A 19,377-nucleotide genomic window follows, 5' to 3' on the forward strand; every position below is an offset into this window, starting at 1 on the left:
TTAAATCCCCTCTCCCTTGAGGGAGAGGGTTAGGGTGAGGGTGTGAAATTACTCGCCCTGCTCGCGCGCAATTGCACGATAACCGATATCCTGACGGCTAAAGCTGCCGTTCCAGTGAATATCCGCCATCAGCGCGTAGGCGCGTTTCTGCGCTTCTGCCACGGTATGGCCCAGCGCGGTCGCACACAGCACGCGTCCGCCGTTGGTGAGGACGCGATCGTCTTCAGCCAGCTTCGTACCCGCATGGAACACCTTCGCACCGTCAATCTCTTCCAGCGGCAGGCCGTGGATCTCATCCCCGGTGTTGTAGTTGCCCGGGTAACCACCCGCCGCAATCACCACGCCCAGAGACGCACGCTCGTCCCACTCTGAGGTTTTCTCGTCGAGCTTGCCTTCGCAGGCTGCCAGACACAGTTCCACCAGATCGGATTTCATGCGCAGCATGATGGGCTGCGTTTCCGGATCGCCAAAGCGGCAGTTGAATTCGATGACCTTAGGGTTACCCTGTTTGTCGATCATCAGACCCGCATAGAGGAAACCGGTGTAGGTGTTGCCTTCCGCCGCCATCCCTTTCACGGTTGGCCAAATGACGCGATCCATGGTGCGCTGGTGGACTTCGTCAGTCACTACCGGAGCGGGGGAGTAAGCGCCCATTCCGCCAGTATTCGGGCCGGTATCGCCATTGCCCACGCGCTTGTGATCCTGGCTGGTGGCCATCGGCAGAACGTGCTCGCCGTCGACCATCACGATAAAGCTGGCCTCTTCACCGTCGAGGAACTCTTCGATCACGATGCGGTGGCCCGCGTCGCCAAAGGCGTTACCCGCCAGCATATCCTGAACCGCGGCTTCGGCTTCTTCGAGGGTCATCGCGACGATAACGCCTTTACCTGCGGCCAGACCGTCGGCCTTGATGACAATCGGCGCGCCTTTTTCACGCAGGTAGGCCAGGGCTGGCTCCACTTCGGTGAAGTTCTGATATTCCGCCGTCGGGATGTTGTGACGCGCGAGGAAATCTTTGGTGAAGGCTTTGGAGCCTTCCAGCTGCGCGGCGCCTTCCGTTGGCCCGAAGATTGTCAGGCCCGCCGCGCGGAAGGCATCGACGACGCCAATCACCAGCGGCGCTTCCGGGCCGACGATGGTCAGATCGATTTTCTCGCTCTGGGCAAAGCTCAGCAGCGCAGGAATATCGGTTACGCCAATAGCCACGTTTTGCAGCGCGGGTTCCAGCGCGGTACCGGCGTTGCCCGGTGCTACGAAGACTGTTTTCACCAGCGGAGACTGCGCCGCTTTCCACGCCAGAGCGTGCTCGCGTCCGCCGTTACCAATCACTAATACTTTCATTTTCTGCTCCGGGAATTAATGGCGGAAGTGGCGCATGTCGGTGAAGATCATTGCAATGCCATGTTCGTCGGCAGCGGCAATCACTTCGTCGTCGCGAATTGAGCCGCCAGGCTGGATCACACAGGTGATGCCCACTGCAGCCGCCGCGTCGATACCGTCACGGAACGGGAAGAAGGCGTCAGAAGCCATGGCGGAGCCTTTTACTTCCAGACCTTCATCGCCTGCTTTAATGCCCGCGATTTTCGCGGAGTAAACGCGGCTCATCTGGCCTGCGCCTATCCCGATAGTCATGTTTTCTTTGGCGTAGACGATGGCGTTGGATTTGACGAACTTCGCGACCTTCCAGCAGAACAGCGCGTCACGCAGTTCCTGTTCGGTCGGTTGACGTTTGGTTACCACGCGCAGGTCGGCTTCTGTCACCATACCCAGATCGCGGTCCTGAACCAGCAGGCCGCCGTTCACACGCTTGAAGTCCAGGCCCGGCACGCGTTCTGCCCACTGGCCGCAAACCAGCACGCGTACGTTCTGTTTCGCCGCGGTGATTTTCAGTGCCTCTGCGGATGCGGATGGCGCGATGATCACTTCAACGAACTGGCGGGAGATGATGGCTTGTGCGGTTTCAGCATCCAGCTCGCGGTTGAAGGCGATAATGCCGCCGAACGCGGAGGTCGGGTCGGTTTTGTATGCGCGATCGTAGGCGTCCAGAATAGAGGTGCTCACGGCAACGCCGCATGGGTTCGCGTGCTTAACGATAACGCAGGCCGGCTCGCTGAACTCTTTCACGCATTCCAGCGCGGCGTCGGTGTCAGCAATGTTGTTATAGGATAGCGCTTTGCCCTGAACCTGCTGAGCGGTCGCAACAGAGGCTTCTTTTACCTCTTCTTCTATATAGAAGGCTGCCTGCTGGTGGCTGTTCTCACCGTAACGCATATCCTGCTTCTTAATGAAGTTCAGGTTCAGGGTGCGCGGGAAGCGGCCAGAAGGATCTTTGCTTTCACCGTGGTAGGCAGGCACCAGGCTACCGAAGTAGTTGGCGATCATGCTGTCGTACGCCGCGGTGTGCTCGAAGGCTTTGATGGCGAGGTCGAAACGCGTTTCCAGAGTCAGTGACCCTTCGTTGGCATCCATCTCATTAATAATGGTTTCGTAATCGCTGCTCTTTACGACAATGGCCACATCTTTATGGTTCTTGGCCGCGGAGCGCACCATGGTTGGGCCGCCGATATCAATATTCTCTACGGCATCTTCCAGAGAACAGCCTTCGCGAGCAACGGTCTGGGCAAACGGATAGAGGTTAACGACAACCATATCGATTGGGGCGATGTCATGCTGTTCCATAATGGCGTCGTCCTGACCGCGACGGCCAAGAATACCGCCGTGAACTTTCGGATGCAGGGTTTTGACGCGTCCATCCATCATTTCCGGGAAACCGGTGTAATCGGACACTTCGGTTACCGGCAGACCTTTATCTGCTAACAGGCGAGCGGTACCGCCTGTAGAAAGCAGCTCCACACCGCGTGCGGAAAGTGCCTGAGCGAATTCGACGATACCGGCTTTATCAGAAACACTGAGCAGAGCGCGGCGGACTGGACGACGTTGTTGCATGGTAAATCCCCTGGATTTCACGATTACAGAGAGCGTTAGATGAATTTTCCTGCGAAAAACTCATCTAACACACCTGACGGGGCATCCTTATTAAGCGCGAGCATTTTAACGAAAACGTTTGCGCAACGCTCGCACATTTTCACTTTTTCGTATCATTGTGGATAAGTCTGTGTGTAAAAAGGTATAAGGTGGGGTTTTGCTGTGGAATGCAGCAGTCAGTCATTTTTCTGTCATTTAGCGGTTGCGGCCTGCTGAGAACTCCCTATAATGCGCCTCCATCGACACGGCGGATGTGAATCACTTCACACAACAAGCGGTTCGGTTGAAGAGAAAAATTCTGAAATAACGGGTTGACTCTGAAAGAGGAAAGCGTAATATACGCCACCTCGCAACGGTGAGCGAAAGCCGCGTTGCACTGCTCTTTAACAATTTATCAGACAATCTGTGTGGGCACTCAAAGTGACATGGATTCTTAACGTCGCAAGACGAAAAATGAATACCAAGTCTCTGAGTGAACATACGTAATTCATTACGAAGTTTAATTCACGAGCATCAAACTTAAATTGAAGAGTTTGATCATGGCTCAGATTGAACGCTGGCGGCAGGCCTAACACATGCAAGTCGAGCGGTAGCACAGAGAGCTTGCTCTCGGGTGACGAGCGGCGGACGGGTGAGTAATGTCTGGGAAACTGCCTGATGGAGGGGGATAACTACTGGAAACGGTAGCTAATACCGCATAACGTCGCAAGACCAAAGAGGGGGACCTTCGGGCCTCTTGCCATCAGATGTGCCCAGATGGGATTAGCTAGTAGGTGGGGTAACGGCTCACCTAGGCGACGATCCCTAGCTGGTCTGAGAGGATGACCAGCCACACTGGAACTGAGACACGGTCCAGACTCCTACGGGAGGCAGCAGTGGGGAATATTGCACAATGGGCGCAAGCCTGATGCAGCCATGCCGCGTGTATGAAGAAGGCCTTCGGGTTGTAAAGTACTTTCAGCGGGGAGGAAGGCGATAAGGCTAATAACCTTGTCGATTGACGTTACCCGCAGAAGAAGCACCGGCTAACTCCGTGCCAGCAGCCGCGGTAATACGGAGGGTGCAAGCGTTAATCGGAATTACTGGGCGTAAAGCGCACGCAGGCGGTCTGTCAAGTCGGATGTGAAATCCCCGGGCTCAACCTGGGAACTGCATTCGAAACTGGCAGGCTAGAGTCTTGTAGAGGGGGGTAGAATTCCAGGTGTAGCGGTGAAATGCGTAGAGATCTGGAGGAATACCGGTGGCGAAGGCGGCCCCCTGGACAAAGACTGACGCTCAGGTGCGAAAGCGTGGGGAGCAAACAGGATTAGATACCCTGGTAGTCCACGCCGTAAACGATGTCGACTTGGAGGTTGTGCCCTTGAGGCGTGGCTTCCGGAGCTAACGCGTTAAGTCGACCGCCTGGGGAGTACGGCCGCAAGGTTAAAACTCAAATGAATTGACGGGGGCCCGCACAAGCGGTGGAGCATGTGGTTTAATTCGATGCAACGCGAAGAACCTTACCTACTCTTGACATCCAGAGAACTTTCCAGAGATGGATTGGTGCCTTCGGGAACTCTGAGACAGGTGCTGCATGGCTGTCGTCAGCTCGTGTTGTGAAATGTTGGGTTAAGTCCCGCAACGAGCGCAACCCTTATCCTTTGTTGCCAGCGGTTAGGCCGGGAACTCAAAGGAGACTGCCAGTGATAAACTGGAGGAAGGTGGGGATGACGTCAAGTCATCATGGCCCTTACGAGTAGGGCTACACACGTGCTACAATGGCGCATACAAAGAGAAGCGACCTCGCGAGAGCAAGCGGACCTCATAAAGTGCGTCGTAGTCCGGATTGGAGTCTGCAACTCGACTCCATGAAGTCGGAATCGCTAGTAATCGTAGATCAGAATGCTACGGTGAATACGTTCCCGGGCCTTGTACACACCGCCCGTCACACCATGGGAGTGGGTTGCAAAAGAAGTAGGTAGCTTAACCTTCGGGAGGGCGCTTACCACTTTGTGATTCATGACTGGGGTGAAGTCGTAACAAGGTAACCGTAGGGGAACCTGCGGTTGGATCACCTCCTTACCTTAAAGAACCTGCCTTTGTAGTGCTCACACAGATTGTCTGATGAAAAGTAAATAGCAAGGCGTCTTGCGATTGAGACTTCACGTCCCCTTCGTCTAGAGGCCCAGGACACCGCCCTTTCACGGCGGTAACAGGGGTTCGAATCCCCTAGGGGACGCCACTTGCTGGTTCGTGAGTGAAAGTCACCTGCCGTCATATCTCAAAACTCATCTTCGGGTGACGTTTGAGATATTTGCTCTTTAAAAATCTGGATCAAGCTGAAAATTGAAACGACACACATGTTATGTGTGTTCGAGTCTCTCAAATTTTCGCAAGTCGATGGTGAATCGAAAGAAACATCTTCGGGTTGTGAGGTTAAGCGACTAAGCGTACACGGTGGATGCCCTGGCAGTCAGAGGCGATGAAGGACGTGCTAATCTGCGAAAAGCGCCGGCGAGGTGATATGAACCTTTGACCCGGCGATGTCCGAATGGGGAAACCCAGTGCAATTCGTTGCACTATCGTTAACTGAATACATAGGTTAACGAGGCGAACCGGGGGAACTGAAACATCTAAGTACCCCGAGGAAAAGAAATCAACCGAGATTCCCCCAGTAGCGGCGAGCGAACGGGGAGCAGCCCAGAGTCTGAATCAGCTTGTGTGTTAGTGGAACGGTCTGGAAAGTCCGGCGATACAGGGTGACAGCCCCGTACACGAAAGCACACAGGCTGTGAACTCGAAGAGTAGGGCGGGACACGTGGTATCCTGTCTGAATATGGGGGGGACCATCCTCCAAGGCTAAATACTCCTGACTGACCGATAGTGAACCAGTACCGTGAGGGAAAGGCGAAAAGAACCCCGGCGAGGGGAGTGAAAAAGAACCTGAAACCGTGTACGTACAAGCAGTGGGAGCACCTTCGTGGTGTGACTGCGTACCTTTTGTATAATGGGTCAGCGACTTATATTCTGTAGCAAGGTTAACCGTATAGGGGAGCCGAAGGGAAACCGAGTCTTAACTGGGCGTTAAGTTGCAGGGTATAGACCCGAAACCCGGTGATCTAGCCATGGGCAGGTTGAAGGTTGGGTAACACTAACTGGAGGACCGAACCGACTAATGTTGAAAAATTAGCGGATGACTTGTGGCTGGGGGTGAAAGGCCAATCAAACCGGGAGATAGCTGGTTCTCCCCGAAAGCTATTTAGGTAGCGCCTCGTGAACTCATCTTCGGGGGTAGAGCACTGTTTCGGCTAGGGGGCCATCCCGGCTTACCAACCCGATGCAAACTACGAATACCGAAGAATGTTATCACGGGAGACACACGGCGGGTGCTAACGTCCGTCGTGAAGAGGGAAACAACCCAGACCGCCAGCTAAGGTCCCAAAGTCATGGTTAAGTGGGAAACGATGTGGGAAGGCACAGACAGCCAGGATGTTGGCTTAGAAGCAGCCATCATTTAAAGAAAGCGTAATAGCTCACTGGTCGAGTCGGCCTGCGCGGAAGATGTAACGGGGCTAAACCATGCACCGAAGCTGCGGCAGCGACGCTTATGCGTTGTTGGGTAGGGGAGCGTTCTGTAAGCCGTTGAAGGTGTGCTGTGAGGCATGCTGGAGGTATCAGAAGTGCGAATGCTGACATAAGTAACGATAAAGCGGGTGAAAAGCCCGCTCGCCGGAAGACCAAGGGTTCCTGTCCAACGTTAATCGGGGCAGGGTGAGTCGACCCCTAAGGCGAGGCCGAAAGGCGTAGTCGATGGGAAACAGGTTAATATTCCTGTACTTGGTGTTACTGCGAAGGGGGGACGGAGAAGGCTATGTTAGCCGGGCGACGGTTGTCCCGGTTTAAGCATGTAGGCGGAGGTTCCAGGTAAATCCGGTACCTTATTAACGCTGAGGTGTGATGACGAGGCACTACGGTGCTGAAGTAACAAATGCCCTGCTTCCAGGAAAAGCCTCTAAGCATCAGGTAACACGAAATCGTACCCCAAACCGACACAGGTGGTCAGGTAGAGAATACCAAGGCGCTTGAGAGAACTCGGGTGAAGGAACTAGGCAAAATGGTGCCGTAACTTCGGGAGAAGGCACGCTGATATGTAGGTGAAGCCCCTGCGGGTGGAGCTGAAATCAGTCGAAGATACCAGCTGGCTGCAACTGTTTATTAAAAACACAGCACTGTGCAAACACGAAAGTGGACGTATACGGTGTGACGCCTGCCCGGTGCCGGAAGGTTAATTGATGGGGTTAGCGGCAACGCGAAGCTCTTGATCGAAGCCCCGGTAAACGGCGGCCGTAACTATAACGGTCCTAAGGTAGCGAAATTCCTTGTCGGGTAAGTTCCGACCTGCACGAATGGCGTAATGATGGCCAGGCTGTCTCCACCCGAGACTCAGTGAAATTGAACTCGCTGTGAAGATGCAGTGTACCCGCGGCAAGACGGAAAGACCCCGTGAACCTTTACTATAGCTTGACACTGAACACTGGTCCTTGATGTGTAGGATAGGTGGGAGGCTTTGAAGCGTGGACGCCAGTCTGCGTGGAGCCGACCTTGAAATACCACCCTTTAATGGCTGGTGTTCTAACGTAGACCCGTGATCCGGGTTGCGGACAGTGTCTGGTGGGTAGTTTGACTGGGGCGGTCTCCTCCCAAAGAGTAACGGAGGAGCACGAAGGTTAGCTAATCCTGGTCGGACATCAGGAGGTTAGTGCAATGGCATAAGCTAGCTTGACTGCGAGAGTGACGGCTCGAGCAGGTGCGAAAGCAGGTCATAGTGATCCGGTGGTTCTGAATGGAAGGGCCATCGCTCAACGGATAAAAGGTACTCCGGGGATAACAGGCTGATACCGCCCAAGAGTTCATATCGACGGCGGTGTTTGGCACCTCGATGTCGGCTCATCACATCCTGGGGCTGAAGTAGGTCCCAAGGGTATGGCTGTTCGCCATTTAAAGTGGTACGCGAGCTGGGTTTAGAACGTCGTGAGACAGTTCGGTCCCTATCTGCCGTGGGCGCTGGAGAATTGAGGGGGGCTGCTCCTAGTACGAGAGGACCGGAGTGGACGCATCACTGGTGTTCGGGTTGTCATGCCAATGGCACTGCCCGGTAGCTAAATGCGGAAAAGATAAGTGCTGAAAGCATCTAAGCACGAAACTTGCCCCGAGATGAGTTCTCCCTGACCCTTTAAGGGTCCTGAAGGAACGTTGAAGACTACGACGTTGATAGGTCGGGTGTGTAAGCGCAGCGATGCGTTGAGCTAACCGATACTAATGAACCGTGAGGCTTAACCTTACAACGCCGAAGCTGTTTCGGCGGATGAGACAGACACGATTTTCAGCCTGATACAGATTAACAGAATTTGCCTGGCGGCTTTAGCGCGGTGGTCCCACCTGACCCCATGCCGAACTCAGAAGTGAAACGCCGTAGCGCCGATGGTAGTGTGGGGTCTCCCCATGTGAGAGTAGGGAACTGCCAGGCATCAAATAAAAGAACCCCGTACCGTAAGGTGCGGGGTTTTTTGCTTTTGTTTTTCCCTCTCCCCCCTCCTTGAAACTTTCTCACCTTCCGCTTGCAGGCTCGACATTATGCCCGTTTCTGGGTATCGTTAGCTATCTGGATGTCTAAACGTTTATACGTATGCTGTGAGGATATAAAGCTATGCCGATTCGGGTGCAGGACGAGCTACCAGCCGTCAATTTCTTGCGTGAAGAAAACGTCTTCGTCATGACGGCTTCGCGTGCGACAGGTCAGGAAATTCGCCCGCTGAAGGTGCTTATTCTCAATCTGATGCCAAAAAAGATCGAAACAGAAAACCAGTTCCTGCGTCTTCTGTCGAACTCCCCTCTGCAGGTTGATATTCAGCTGCTGCGAATCGATGCCCGTGAGTCACGTAACACGCCTTCTGAGCATCTGAACAACTTCTACTGTAACTTCGATGATATTCAGGGTGAAAACTTCGACGGACTGATCGTGACCGGCGCGCCGCTCGGTCTGGTTGAATTTAACGATGTCGCCTACTGGCCACAGATCAAACAGGTGCTGGAGTGGGCAAAAGATCACGTTACCTCCACATTGTTTGTCTGTTGGGCGGTACAAGCCGCACTGAATATTCTTTATGGCATCCCCAAGCAAACCCGCACTGAAAAGCTCTCCGGCGTCTACGAACACCACATTCTTCATCCACATGCGTTGCTGACGCGTGGTTTCGATGACTCTTTCCTGGCCCCGCATTCTCGCTACGCCGATTTCCCGGCCCAGCTGATTCGTGATTACACCGATCTGGAGATCCTGGCCGAAACGGAAGATGGAGATGCTTATCTGTTTGCCAGCAAGGATAAACGCATTGCATTCGTGACCGGGCATCCTGAGTACGATCCGCATACCCTTGCGTCAGAGTATTTCCGTGATGTCGAAGCGGGTCTAAATCCGGATGTACCGTACAACTATTTCCCGAAAGACGACCCGCAAAACAAACCGAGAGCAACCTGGCGCAGCCACGGGAATTTGCTTTTCACTAACTGGCTCAACTATTACGTCTACCAGATCACGCCATACGATCTGCGTCACATGAATCCGACGCTGGAGTAATCTTCTGCACTAAACGATCCTAAAGCGTTTCAGCTATTCAAATCAGGCACCTTCGGGTGCCTTTTTTATTTCCGAAATGTCACTCACCGTTCGATCCAACTTTAATCTCAATTAAATCAATCAATTAATCACAATTAATAATTAAAATGGAAATTGTTTTTGATTTTAGAAAAAATATAGATAGTCTTAATTCTGCTGAGCGAAAACTACCCAACGATCTTTCGTTCGCATCGGGGGCGTGATTTTGGATCTTTGATGAGGAGCAGAGTAATGACTCAACAGGCAACGACGGTCGATGAACTGGCCTTTACCCAGCCGTATGGCGAGCAAGAACAGCAAATTTTGACGGCGGAAGCGGTAGAATTTCTGACTGAACTGGTGACCCGCTTTACACCGCAGCGTAATAAGCTGCTGGCGGCACGCATTCATCAGCAGCAGGAAATTGACGATGGCAAGTTGCCTGGATTCATTTCGGAAACCGCTTCCATTCGTCGCGGTGAGTGGAAAATCCGCGGCATCCCTGAAGATTTACAGGATCGTCGCGTTGAGATCACCGGTCCGGTAGAGCGCAAAATGGTGATCAACGCCATGAACGCCAACGTTAAAGTCTTTATGGCCGATTTTGAAGACTCACTGGCGCCGGACTGGCGTAAGGTCATCGAGGGGCAGATTAACCTGCGCGACGCCGTGAACGGCACCATCAGCTATACCAACGAAGCCGGCAAAATTTACCAGCTCAAACCGAACCCTGCGGTGCTGATCTGTCGCGTACGCGGCCTGCACCTGCCTGAAAAACATGTCACCTGGCGTGGGGAAGCCATTCCGGGCAGCCTGTTTGATTTCGCACTCTATTTCTTCCACAACTACAAGAACCTGCTGGCAAAAGGCAGCGGCCCTTATTTCTATTTGCCAAAAACGCAGGCCTGGCAGGAAGCGGCCTGGTGGAGCGAAGTCTTCAGCTATGCGGAAGATCGTTTCAACCTGCCGCGCGGCACCATCAAAGCCACGCTGCTGATTGAAACGCTACCTGCCGTGTTCCAGATGAATGAAATTCTGCACGCCCTGCGCGACCACATCGTCGGCCTGAACTGCGGGCGCTGGGACTATATTTTCAGCTACATCAAAACCCTGAAAAACTATCCCGACCGCGTACTGCCGGATCGCCAGGTCGTGACCATGGATAAACCGTTCCTGAGCGCCTACTCGCGCCTGCTGATCAAAACCTGCCACAAGCGCGGCGCCTTTGCGATGGGCGGCATGGCGGCATTTATCCCGAGCAAAGACGCAGAGCGCAACAATCAGGTGCTCAACAAGGTGAAGGCCGACAAAGAGCTTGAAGCGCGTAACGGTCACGACGGCACGTGGATTGCCCATCCTGGCCTGGCCGATACGGCGATGGAGGTCTTTAACCGCGTTCTCGGCGACAACAAAAACCAGCTGTTTGTCACGCGCGAAGACGATGCCCCAACGGCTGAAGAACAGCTGCTGGCACCGTGCGCGGGCGAGCGTACGGAAGAGGGCATGCGTGCCAATATCCGCGTCGCGGTCCAGTACATCGAAGCGTGGATCTCCGGCAACGGCTGCGTACCTATCTACGGCCTGATGGAAGATGCCGCGACGGCGGAGATTTCACGTACCTCCATCTGGCAGTGGATCCACCATCAAAAAACGCTCAGCAACGGCAAACCGGTGACCAAGACCCTGTTCCGCCAGATGCTGGCCGAAGAGATGCGGGTGATCCAGGACGAGCTGGGCGAGCACCGCTTCAGCAGCGGACGTTTTGACGACGCCGCGCGCCTGATGGAGCAAATCACCACATCAGATGACTTAATCGACTTCCTGACCCTGCCGGGCTACCGCTTCCTGGCGTAACTCACCACATAACAATATGGAGCATCTGCACATGAAAACCCGTACCCAACAAATCGAAGAGTTGAAGAAAGAGTGGACACAGCCTCGCTGGGAAGGCATCCGCCGTCCTTACAGCGCGGAGGAAGTGGTGAAATTACGCGGCTCGGTCAATCCGGAATGCACGCTGGCACAGAACGGTGCGGCGAAAATGTGGAAGCTGCTGCACGGTGGCTCTAAAAAGGGCTACATCAACAGCCTCGGCGCGCTGACCGGCGGTCAGGCGCTGCAGCAGGCGAAGGCGGGTATTGAGGCGATTTATCTCTCCGGCTGGCAGGTTGCGGCGGACGCTAACCTGGCGTCCAGCATGTACCCGGATCAGTCGCTCTATCCGGCTAACTCCGTGCCGTCGGTGGTGGATCGGATCAACAATACCTTCCGCCGTGCGGATCAGATCCAGTGGGCCGCCGGAATCGAACCTGGCGATCCGCGCTTTACTGACTACTTCCTGCCGATCGTCGCGGATGCGGAAGCGGGCTTCGGCGGCGTGCTGAATGCCTTCGAGCTGATGAAATCGATGATTGAGGCCGGTGCAGCGGCCGTTCACTTCGAAGACCAGCTGGCGTCAGTGAAAAAATGCGGACACATGGGCGGTAAGGTGCTGGTTCCTACACAGGAAGCCGTACAGAAGCTGGTTGCCGCGCGTCTGGCCGCGGACGTGCTCGGCGTGCCGACGCTGGTGATTGCCCGTACTGATGCCGACGCGGCGGACCTGATCACCTCTGACTGCGACCCGTATGACAGCGAGTTCATCACCGGCGAGCGTACCAGTGAAGGCTTCTACCGCACCCATGCCGGCATTGAACAGGCGATCAGCCGCGGCCTGGCGTACGCGCCTTATGCGGACCTGGTCTGGTGTGAAACCTCCACGCCGGATCTGGCGCTGGCAAAACGCTTTGCCGACGCCATCCACGCGAAGTATCCGGGCAAACTGCTGGCCTATAACTGCTCGCCGTCCTTCAACTGGCAGAAAAAGCTGGATGACAAAACCATCGCCAGCTTCCAGCAGCAGCTGTCCGACATGGGCTACAAATACCAGTTCATTACCCTGGCCGGTATCCACAGCATGTGGTTCAACATGTTCGACCTGGCGCACGCCTATGCGCAGGGTGAGGGCATGAAGCACTACGTTGAGAAGGTGCAGCAGCCGGAGTTTGCGGCGGGCAAAGACGGTTACACCTTCGTGTCTCACCAGCAGGAGGTGGGAACCGGCTACTTTGACAATGTGACCACGATTATCCAGGGCGGAACCTCCTCCGTCACCGCCTTAACGGGTTCAACGGAAGAAGCACAGTTCTAATCTTTTCCCCCTCTCCCCTCTCGGGGAGAGGGTTGGGGTGAGGGGGAATATATGTCGCGTGGCCTGGAATTGCTGATTGCCCAAACTATTTTGCAGGGCTTCGATGCCCAGTATGGTCGTTTTCTTGAAGTGACATCCGGCGCGCAGCAGCGCTTCGAACATGCAGACTGGCATGCGGTTCAGCAGGCCATGAAGCAGCGTATCCATCTCTACGATCACCACGTGGGTCTGGTGGTGGAGCAGCTGCGCTGTATTACCGACGGTAAAAGTCCCGACGCGGATTTTTTACTGCGCGTGAAGGAGCACTACACCCATTTGTTACCCGACTACCCGCGCTTCGAGATTGCGGAGAGCTTTTTCAACTCCGTCTATTGTCGGTTATTTGACCACCGCTCACTATCTCCTGAGCGGTTATTTATCTTCAGCTCCCAGCCCGAGCGACGCTTTCGAACCATTCCCCGTCCGCTGGCGAAAGATTTCTTTCCCGATCGCGGATGGGAAAAGCTCCTGCACCGCGTGCTAACGGATCTGCCGCTGCGCCTGCCCTGGGAGAATAAAACCCGGGATATCGGCTATATCCACGCCCATCTCAACGAAACCTTCGGCGCGGAGGTGCTCAGCCACAGCCATTTGCAGGTTGCCAACGAGCTTTTCTACCGCAATAAAGCCGCCTGGCTGGTGGGCAAACTGGTTACGCCGACCGCCATTGTGCCGTTTCTGCTGCCCATTCACCGTACCGACGACGGGGAACTGTTTGTCGATACCTGCCTGACCACCAGCGCCGAGGCCAGCATCGTGTTTGGCTTCGCCCGCTCCTATTTCATGGTGTACGCCCCGCTGCCTGCCGCGCTGGTGGAGTGGCTGCGCGAAATCCTGCCGGGCAAAACCACCGCCGAGCTGTATATGGCGATTGGCTGCCAGAAGCACGCCAAAACGGAAAGCTACCGGGAGTACCTGCGCTATGTCACCGCGGCCGATGAGCAGTTTATCGAAGCGCCCGGCATTCGCGGTATGGTGATGCTGGTCTTTACGCTGCCGGGTTTCGACCGGGTCTTTAAGGTGATTAAAGACAGATTCGCACCGCAGAAAGAGATGACCGCCGCGCACGTTCGCGCCTGCTATCAGCTGGTTAAAGAGCACGACCGCGTCGGGCGCATGGCGGATACCCAGGAGTTCGAAAACTTTGTGCTGGATAAACAGCAGATCGACCCGGCGCTCATGGCGCTGTTAATGCAGGAAGCACCTGCGAAAATCACCGATCTGGGTGATAAAATCGTGATTAGCCATCTCTACATCGAACGCCGTATGGTGCCGCTGAATATCTGGCTTGAGCAGTCCGAAGGTCAGGCGCTGCGGGATGCCATTGAAGAATACGGCAACGCGATTCGCCAGCTTGCCGCCGCCAATATTTTCCCGGGCGACATGCTGTTTAAAAACTTCGGCGTCACCCGTCACGGGCGCGTGGTGTTCTACGATTACGACGAAATTTGCTACATGACCGAAGTGAATTTCCGCGATATACCACAGCCCCGCTACCCCGAAGACGAGCTTTCCGGCGAGCCGTGGTACAGCGTCTCGCCGGGCGATGTGTTTCCGGAGGAGTTTCGCCACTGGCTGTGCGCCGACCCGCGCATCGGGCCGTTATTTGAAGAGATGCATGAGGATCTGTTCCGCGCCAGCTACTGGCGCGGGCTGCAAACGCGGATCAAAAATGGGCATGTCGAAGATGTGTACGCTTACCGCCGCAAGCAGAGGTTTTGCATTAGGTTTGCACCCTCTCTAGCAGGGTGAGGGCATCAGATTTTCTCCCTCTCCCTGTGGGAGAGGGCCGGGGTGAGGGAATCAGGCCGCACTCAATCTCAACGAATCCCACCATACGCCAGCGTCACCTCTTTCGCCGCCTTAATCACCAGCGCGCCCAGCTCGGTCACGCGGTCGTCGGTCATGCGCGAAATCGGCCCGGAGATGGATATGGCGGCAAACGGCTCGCGGTGCTCGTCAAAAATACAGGCCGCGAGGCAGCGCAGGCCCAGGGCATGTTCTTCATCATCAAACGAATAGCCACGCTTGCGGGTCAGGGCCAGATCTTCTTTCAGATGCACGGGCGACACCAGCGTGGCGTGGGTATAGGCGTGCAGCCCTTTACGGTGCAGCAGTCCCGTCACCTGCTCTTCGCTCAGCTGCGAAAGAAACGCTTTCCCCGCCCCGGAGGCATGCATCGGCAGCTTGCCGCCAATCGGTGCGGACATGCGCATCAGCTGCGTGCACTGCACCTGGTCGATGATAATCGCCTGGTGGTCGCTCTGGTCCAGCACCGCCAGGTTTACGGTCTCGCCGGACTCCTCCATCAGCTTGCGCAGAATCGGGTGCACAATTGCCAGCAGGTTGCGGCTCTGCAGGAAGCTGCTGCCGACGATAAACGCATGCGCGCCCACCGCCCAGTGCCCCAGCTCGCCGACCTGACGCACAAAGCCCAGCTGCTGCATGGTGGTCAGCAGGCGGTGCGTCGTGGAGTTCGGCAGGCCAGCCTGCTGGGCCAGCTCCGTCAGGGCCACGCTGCTGTGCGACTCGGCTATCCACTCCAGCAGCTTCAAACCGCGCGTGAGCGATTGAACCTGTCCGCCCTGTTGTGCGGCGGCGGTGGTGGCAGCAGGTTTTCTGCCGCGTTTAGCGGGAACGGTCGCGACCATGACGATCTCCTTTTTCTGTATCGTGGAAATCATTTTCGTTTTATTTGGTGAATTTGCAACCGTTATCCTGACTGATCGGAGGAGTGATGGTGAACATGTCTCATGTTACCGCTGTGCGACTTTTCCACTCTGCGAGATTGTGCCAGTATGGAACGCAGCCTTTTGGCCTTGTTGAGCGTTGTCGGGAGCAAGTGTGAGCAGCAAAGTAGAGCAACTGCGTGCGCAGTTAAATGAACGAATTCTGGTGCTGGACGGCGGCATGGGCACCATGATCCAGGGGTATCGTCTGAGTGAAGACGATTTCCGCGGCGAACGCTTTGCCGACTGGCCCTGCGACCTGAAAGGGAACAACGACCTGCTGGTGCTCAGCAAGCCGTCCGTTATTAAGGATATCCACAACGCCTACTTCGAAGCGGGTGCGGATATCGTTGAAACCAACACCTTTAACTCGACAACTATCGCCATGGCGGATTACCAGATGGAATCCCTGTCGGCGGAAATCAACCTGGAAGCCGCGAAGCTGGCGCGCGCCTGCGCCGACGAGTGGACGGCCCGTACGCCGGATAAGCCTCGCTACGTTGCCGGGGTGCTTGGCCCGACGAACCGCACCGCGTCGATTTCACCGGACGTCAACGACCCGGCGTTTCGTAATATCACCTTCGATCAGCTGGTCGCGGCCTACCGTGAATCGACCAAAGCGCTGGTGGAAGGCGGTTCCGATCTGATTCTGATTGAAACCGTATTCGACACCCTCAACGCCAAAGCCGCGATTTACGCGGTGAAAGAGGAGTTTGAGGCGCTGGGCGTTGACCTGCCGATCATGATTTCCGGCACCATCACCGACGCCTCCGGCCGCACCCTGTCCGGCCAGACAACCGAAGCGTTTTATAACTCCCTGCGCCACGCCGAAGCGCTCTCCTTTGGCCTGAACTGCGCGCTGGGGCCGGATGAGCTGCGTCAGTACGTGCAGGAGCTTTCCCGTATCGCGGAATGCTACGTCACCGCCCACCCGAACGCCGGTCTGCCGAACGCGTTCGGTGAATACGATCTCGATGCCGACACCATGGCGGCGCAAATCCGCGAGTGGGCCGAGTCTGGCTTCCTGAACATCGTCGGCGGCTGCTGCGGCACCACGCCGGAGCACATCGCGGCCATGAGCAACGCCGTGGCCGGTCTGCCGCCGCGCAAGCTGCCCGAGCTTCCGGTTGCCTGTCGTCTGTCCGGCCTGGAGCCGTTGACCATCGGCGACGACAGCCTGTTTGTGAACGTGGGTGAGCGTACTAACGTCACCGGTTCCGCAAAGTTCAAACGCCTGATTAAAGAAGAGAAGTACAGCGAAGCGCTGGACGTTGCCCGCCAGCAGGTAGAAAGCGGCGCGCAGATTATCGATATCAACATGGATGAGGGGATGCTCGACGCCGAAGCGGCGATGGTGCGTTTCCTCAACCTGATTGCCGGTGAGCCGGACATTGCCCGCGTGCCGATCATGATTGACTCCTCCAAGTGGGAAGTCATCGAAAAAGGGCTGAAGTGCATCCAGGGTAAAGGCATCGTCAACTCTATCTCGATGAAAGAGGGCGTTGATATCTTTATCCACCACGCGAAGATGGTCCGCCGCTACGGTGCCGCCGTGGTGGTGATGGCCTTTGACGAAGTGGGCCAGGCCGATACCCGCGAGCGTAAAATTGAGATATGCCGCCGCGCGTACAAGATTTTGACCGAAGAGGTGGGCTTCCCGCCGGAAGACATTATCTTTGACCCAAATATCTTCGCCGTCGCGACCGGGATTGAAGAGCACAACAACTACGCCCAGGACTTTATCGGGGCGTGTGAAGACATCAAGCGCGAGCTACCGCACGCGCTGATCTCCGGCGGCGTGTCGAACGTGTCGTTCTCGTTCCGCGGCAACGACCCGGTGCGCGAAGCGATCCACGCCGTGTTCCTCTACTACGCCATCCGCAACGGCATGGACATGGGGATCGTTAACGCCGGCCAGCTGGCGATTTACGACGACCTTCCTGCCGAGCTGCGAGATGCCGTCGAGGACGTGATCCTTAACCGCCGCGACGACGCTACCGAGCGCATGCTGGACCTGGCGGAGAAATACCGCGGCAGCAAGTCGGATGAGGCGGCAAACGTTCAGCAGGCCGAGTGGCGTTCCTGGGACGTGAAAAAGCGTCTGGAATACTCGCTGGTCAAAGGCATCACCGAATTTATCGAGCTCGATACCGAAGAGGCGCGCCAGCAGGCAGCCCGCCCGATTGAGGTGATTGAAGGCCCGCTGATGGACGGCATGAACGTGGTCGGCGATCTGTTCGGTGAGGGCAAAATGTTCCTGCCGCAGGTGGTGAAATCCGCCCGCGTGATGAAGCAGGCGGTGGCGTATCTTGAGCCCTACATCGAAGCCAGCAAAGAGAAAGGTTCCAGCAACGGCAAGATGGTTATCGCCACCGTGAAGGGCGACGTGCACGACATCGGCAAGAACATCGTCGGCGTAGTGCTGCAGTGTAATAACTACGAAATTATCGACCTTGGCGTGATGGTCCCGGCGGACAAAATCCTCAAGACCGCGCGCGAAGTGAACGCCGACCTGATTGGCCTCTCCGGGCTGATTACGCCGTCGCTCGACGAAATGGTCAACGTGGCAAAAGAGATGGAGCGACAGGGCTTCACCATTCCGTTATTGATTGGCGGGGCGACCACCTCGAAAGCGCACACGGCGGTGAAAATCGAGCAGAACTACAGCGGCCCGACGGTCTACGTGCAGAACGCCTCGCGCACGGTGGGCGTGGTCTCCGCGCTGCTCTCCGACACCCAGCGCGATGACTTTGTGGCGCGCACCCGCAAAGAGTACGAAACCGTTCGGATCCAGCACGGCCGTAAGAAGCCGCGCACCCCGCCTGTTTCGCTACAGGCGGCGCGCGACAACGATCTGGCCTTCGACTGGTCCAGCTATACGCCGCCGGTCGCACACCGTCTGGGCGTGCAGGACGTAACGGCCAGCATCGAGACGCTGCGCAACTACATCGACTGGACGCCATTCTTTATGACCTGGTCGCTGGCGGGCAAATATCCGCGCATCCTGGAAGATGAGGTGGTCGGCGAGGAGGCGAAGCGCCTGTTTAAAGATGCCAACGACATGCTCGACACGCTGAGCGCAGAGAAAACCCTCAACCCGCGCGGCGTGGTGGGCCTGTTCCCGGCGAACCGCGTGGGCGACGACATCGAAATTTATCGCGATGAAACCCGCACCCACGTGCTGGCGGTCAGCCGCCATCTGCGCCAGCAAACGGAAAAAGTGGGCTTTGCCAACTACTGCCTGGCCGATTTCGTCGCGCCGAAGCTGAGTGGTAAAGCCGACTATATCGGCGCCTTTGCGGTAACCGGCGGTCTGGAAGAAGACGCGCTGGCGGACGCGTTCGAAGCGCAGCACGATGATTACAATAAAATCATGGTAAAAGCGATTGCCGACCGCCTGGCGGAAGCCTTCGCCGAGTACCTGCACGAGCGCGTGCGTAAGGTGCACTGGGGCTACGCGGCGAATGAAAACCTCAGCAATGAGGATCTGATCCGCGAAAACTACCAGGGGATTCGCCCGGCGCCGGGATACCCGGCCTGTCCGGAACACACCGAAAAAGGCACCATCTGGAAACTGCTGGACGTGGAAACCCATACCGGCATGAAGCTCACCGAGTCGTTCGCCATGTGGCCAGGCGCGTCCGTTTCCGGCTGGTACTTCAGCCATCCGGACAGCAAATACTTTGCCGTGGCGCAGCTGCAGCGGGATCAGATTGAAGATTACGCCCTGCGCAAAGGCATGAGCGTGTCTGAAGTGGAGCGCTGGCTGGCGCCTAATCTCGGCTACGACGCCGACTAGA

The 19,377-nt window shown here is 56.1% G+C and carries 8 protein-coding genes, 1 tRNA gene and 3 rRNA genes; 9 read left to right on the forward strand and 3 right to left on the reverse strand.

The features are described 5' to 3' along the window. Positions 1–48: 48 nt before the first annotated feature. The gene (purD, locus tag NWV12_RS01080) at positions 49–1,341 is read right to left on the reverse strand and encodes a phosphoribosylamine--glycine ligase (RefSeq protein WP_048979204.1); all 1,293 of its coding nucleotides are present in this window, start codon (positions 1,339–1,341) and stop codon (positions 49–51) included. Between the two features lie 15 nt (positions 1,342–1,356). Then, entirely contained in the window at positions 1,357–2,946 is a 1,590-nt protein-coding gene (gene purH / locus NWV12_RS01085; RefSeq protein ID WP_048979205.1) for a bifunctional phosphoribosylaminoimidazolecarboxamide formyltransferase/IMP cyclohydrolase, read from the reverse strand. A 560-nt stretch (positions 2,947–3,506) separates the two neighbouring features. Between purH and NWV12_RS01090 the strand changes: the two genes are divergently transcribed. From NWV12_RS01090 to aceK, 8 genes are all read left to right on the forward strand, one after another. Then, positions 3,507–5,046, forward strand: a 16S ribosomal RNA gene (locus NWV12_RS01090). An 84-nt stretch (positions 5,047–5,130) separates the two neighbouring features. Next, positions 5,131–5,206, forward strand: a tRNA-Glu gene (locus tag NWV12_RS01095). Positions 5,207–5,398: 192 nt separating this feature from the next. Further along, positions 5,399–8,305: ribosomal RNA gene (locus NWV12_RS01100) — 23S ribosomal RNA — on the forward strand. Between the two features lie 70 nt (positions 8,306–8,375). Continuing rightward, a 5S ribosomal RNA gene (gene rrf, locus NWV12_RS01105) occupies positions 8,376–8,491 on the forward strand. The 16S, 23S and 5S rRNA genes sit together here with 1 tRNA gene alongside, the layout of an rRNA operon. 180 nt (positions 8,492–8,671) lie before the next feature. Next, positions 8,672–9,601, forward strand: a complete 930-nt coding sequence (metA, locus tag NWV12_RS01110; RefSeq protein WP_024906663.1) for a homoserine O-succinyltransferase — start codon at positions 8,672–8,674, stop codon at positions 9,599–9,601. 270 nt (positions 9,602–9,871) lie between these two features. After that, positions 9,872–11,473 carry a malate synthase A gene (gene aceB / locus NWV12_RS01115; RefSeq protein WP_048979391.1) on the forward strand — a complete coding sequence of 534 codons (1,602 nt, stop codon included), beginning with the start codon at positions 9,872–9,874 and terminating at the stop codon, positions 11,471–11,473. Positions 11,474–11,504: 31 nt separating this feature from the next. Next, a complete protein-coding gene (gene aceA, locus NWV12_RS01120; RefSeq protein ID WP_023309986.1) occupies positions 11,505–12,809 on the forward strand; it encodes an isocitrate lyase in 1,305 nt (434 codons plus the stop codon). A 51-nt stretch (positions 12,810–12,860) separates the two neighbouring features. Continuing rightward, positions 12,861–14,600 (forward strand): bifunctional isocitrate dehydrogenase kinase/phosphatase, encoded by a 1,740-nt coding sequence (gene aceK, locus NWV12_RS01125; RefSeq protein WP_048979392.1) that lies wholly within the window; start codon positions 12,861–12,863, stop codon positions 14,598–14,600. 68 nt (positions 14,601–14,668) lie between these two features. On the opposite strand, the gene iclR is transcribed toward aceK, so the two are convergent. After that, positions 14,669–15,499 carry a glyoxylate bypass operon transcriptional repressor IclR gene (iclR, locus tag NWV12_RS01130; RefSeq protein WP_045888359.1) on the reverse strand — a complete coding sequence of 277 codons (831 nt, stop codon included), beginning with the start codon at positions 15,497–15,499 and terminating at the stop codon, positions 14,669–14,671. Positions 15,500–15,692: 193 nt separating this feature from the next. On the opposite strand from iclR, the gene metH reads away from it, so the two are divergent. After that, positions 15,693–19,376 carry a methionine synthase gene (gene metH / locus NWV12_RS01135; RefSeq protein WP_048979395.1) on the forward strand — a complete coding sequence of 1,228 codons (3,684 nt, stop codon included), beginning with the start codon at positions 15,693–15,695 and terminating at the stop codon, positions 19,374–19,376. Position 19,377: the final 1 nt, after the last annotated feature.

The sequence above is a fragment of the Enterobacter sp. Crenshaw genome, from assembly GCF_024734705.1.
In the GTDB taxonomy this organism is placed as follows: domain Bacteria; phylum Pseudomonadota; class Gammaproteobacteria; order Enterobacterales; family Enterobacteriaceae; genus Enterobacter; species Enterobacter asburiae_B.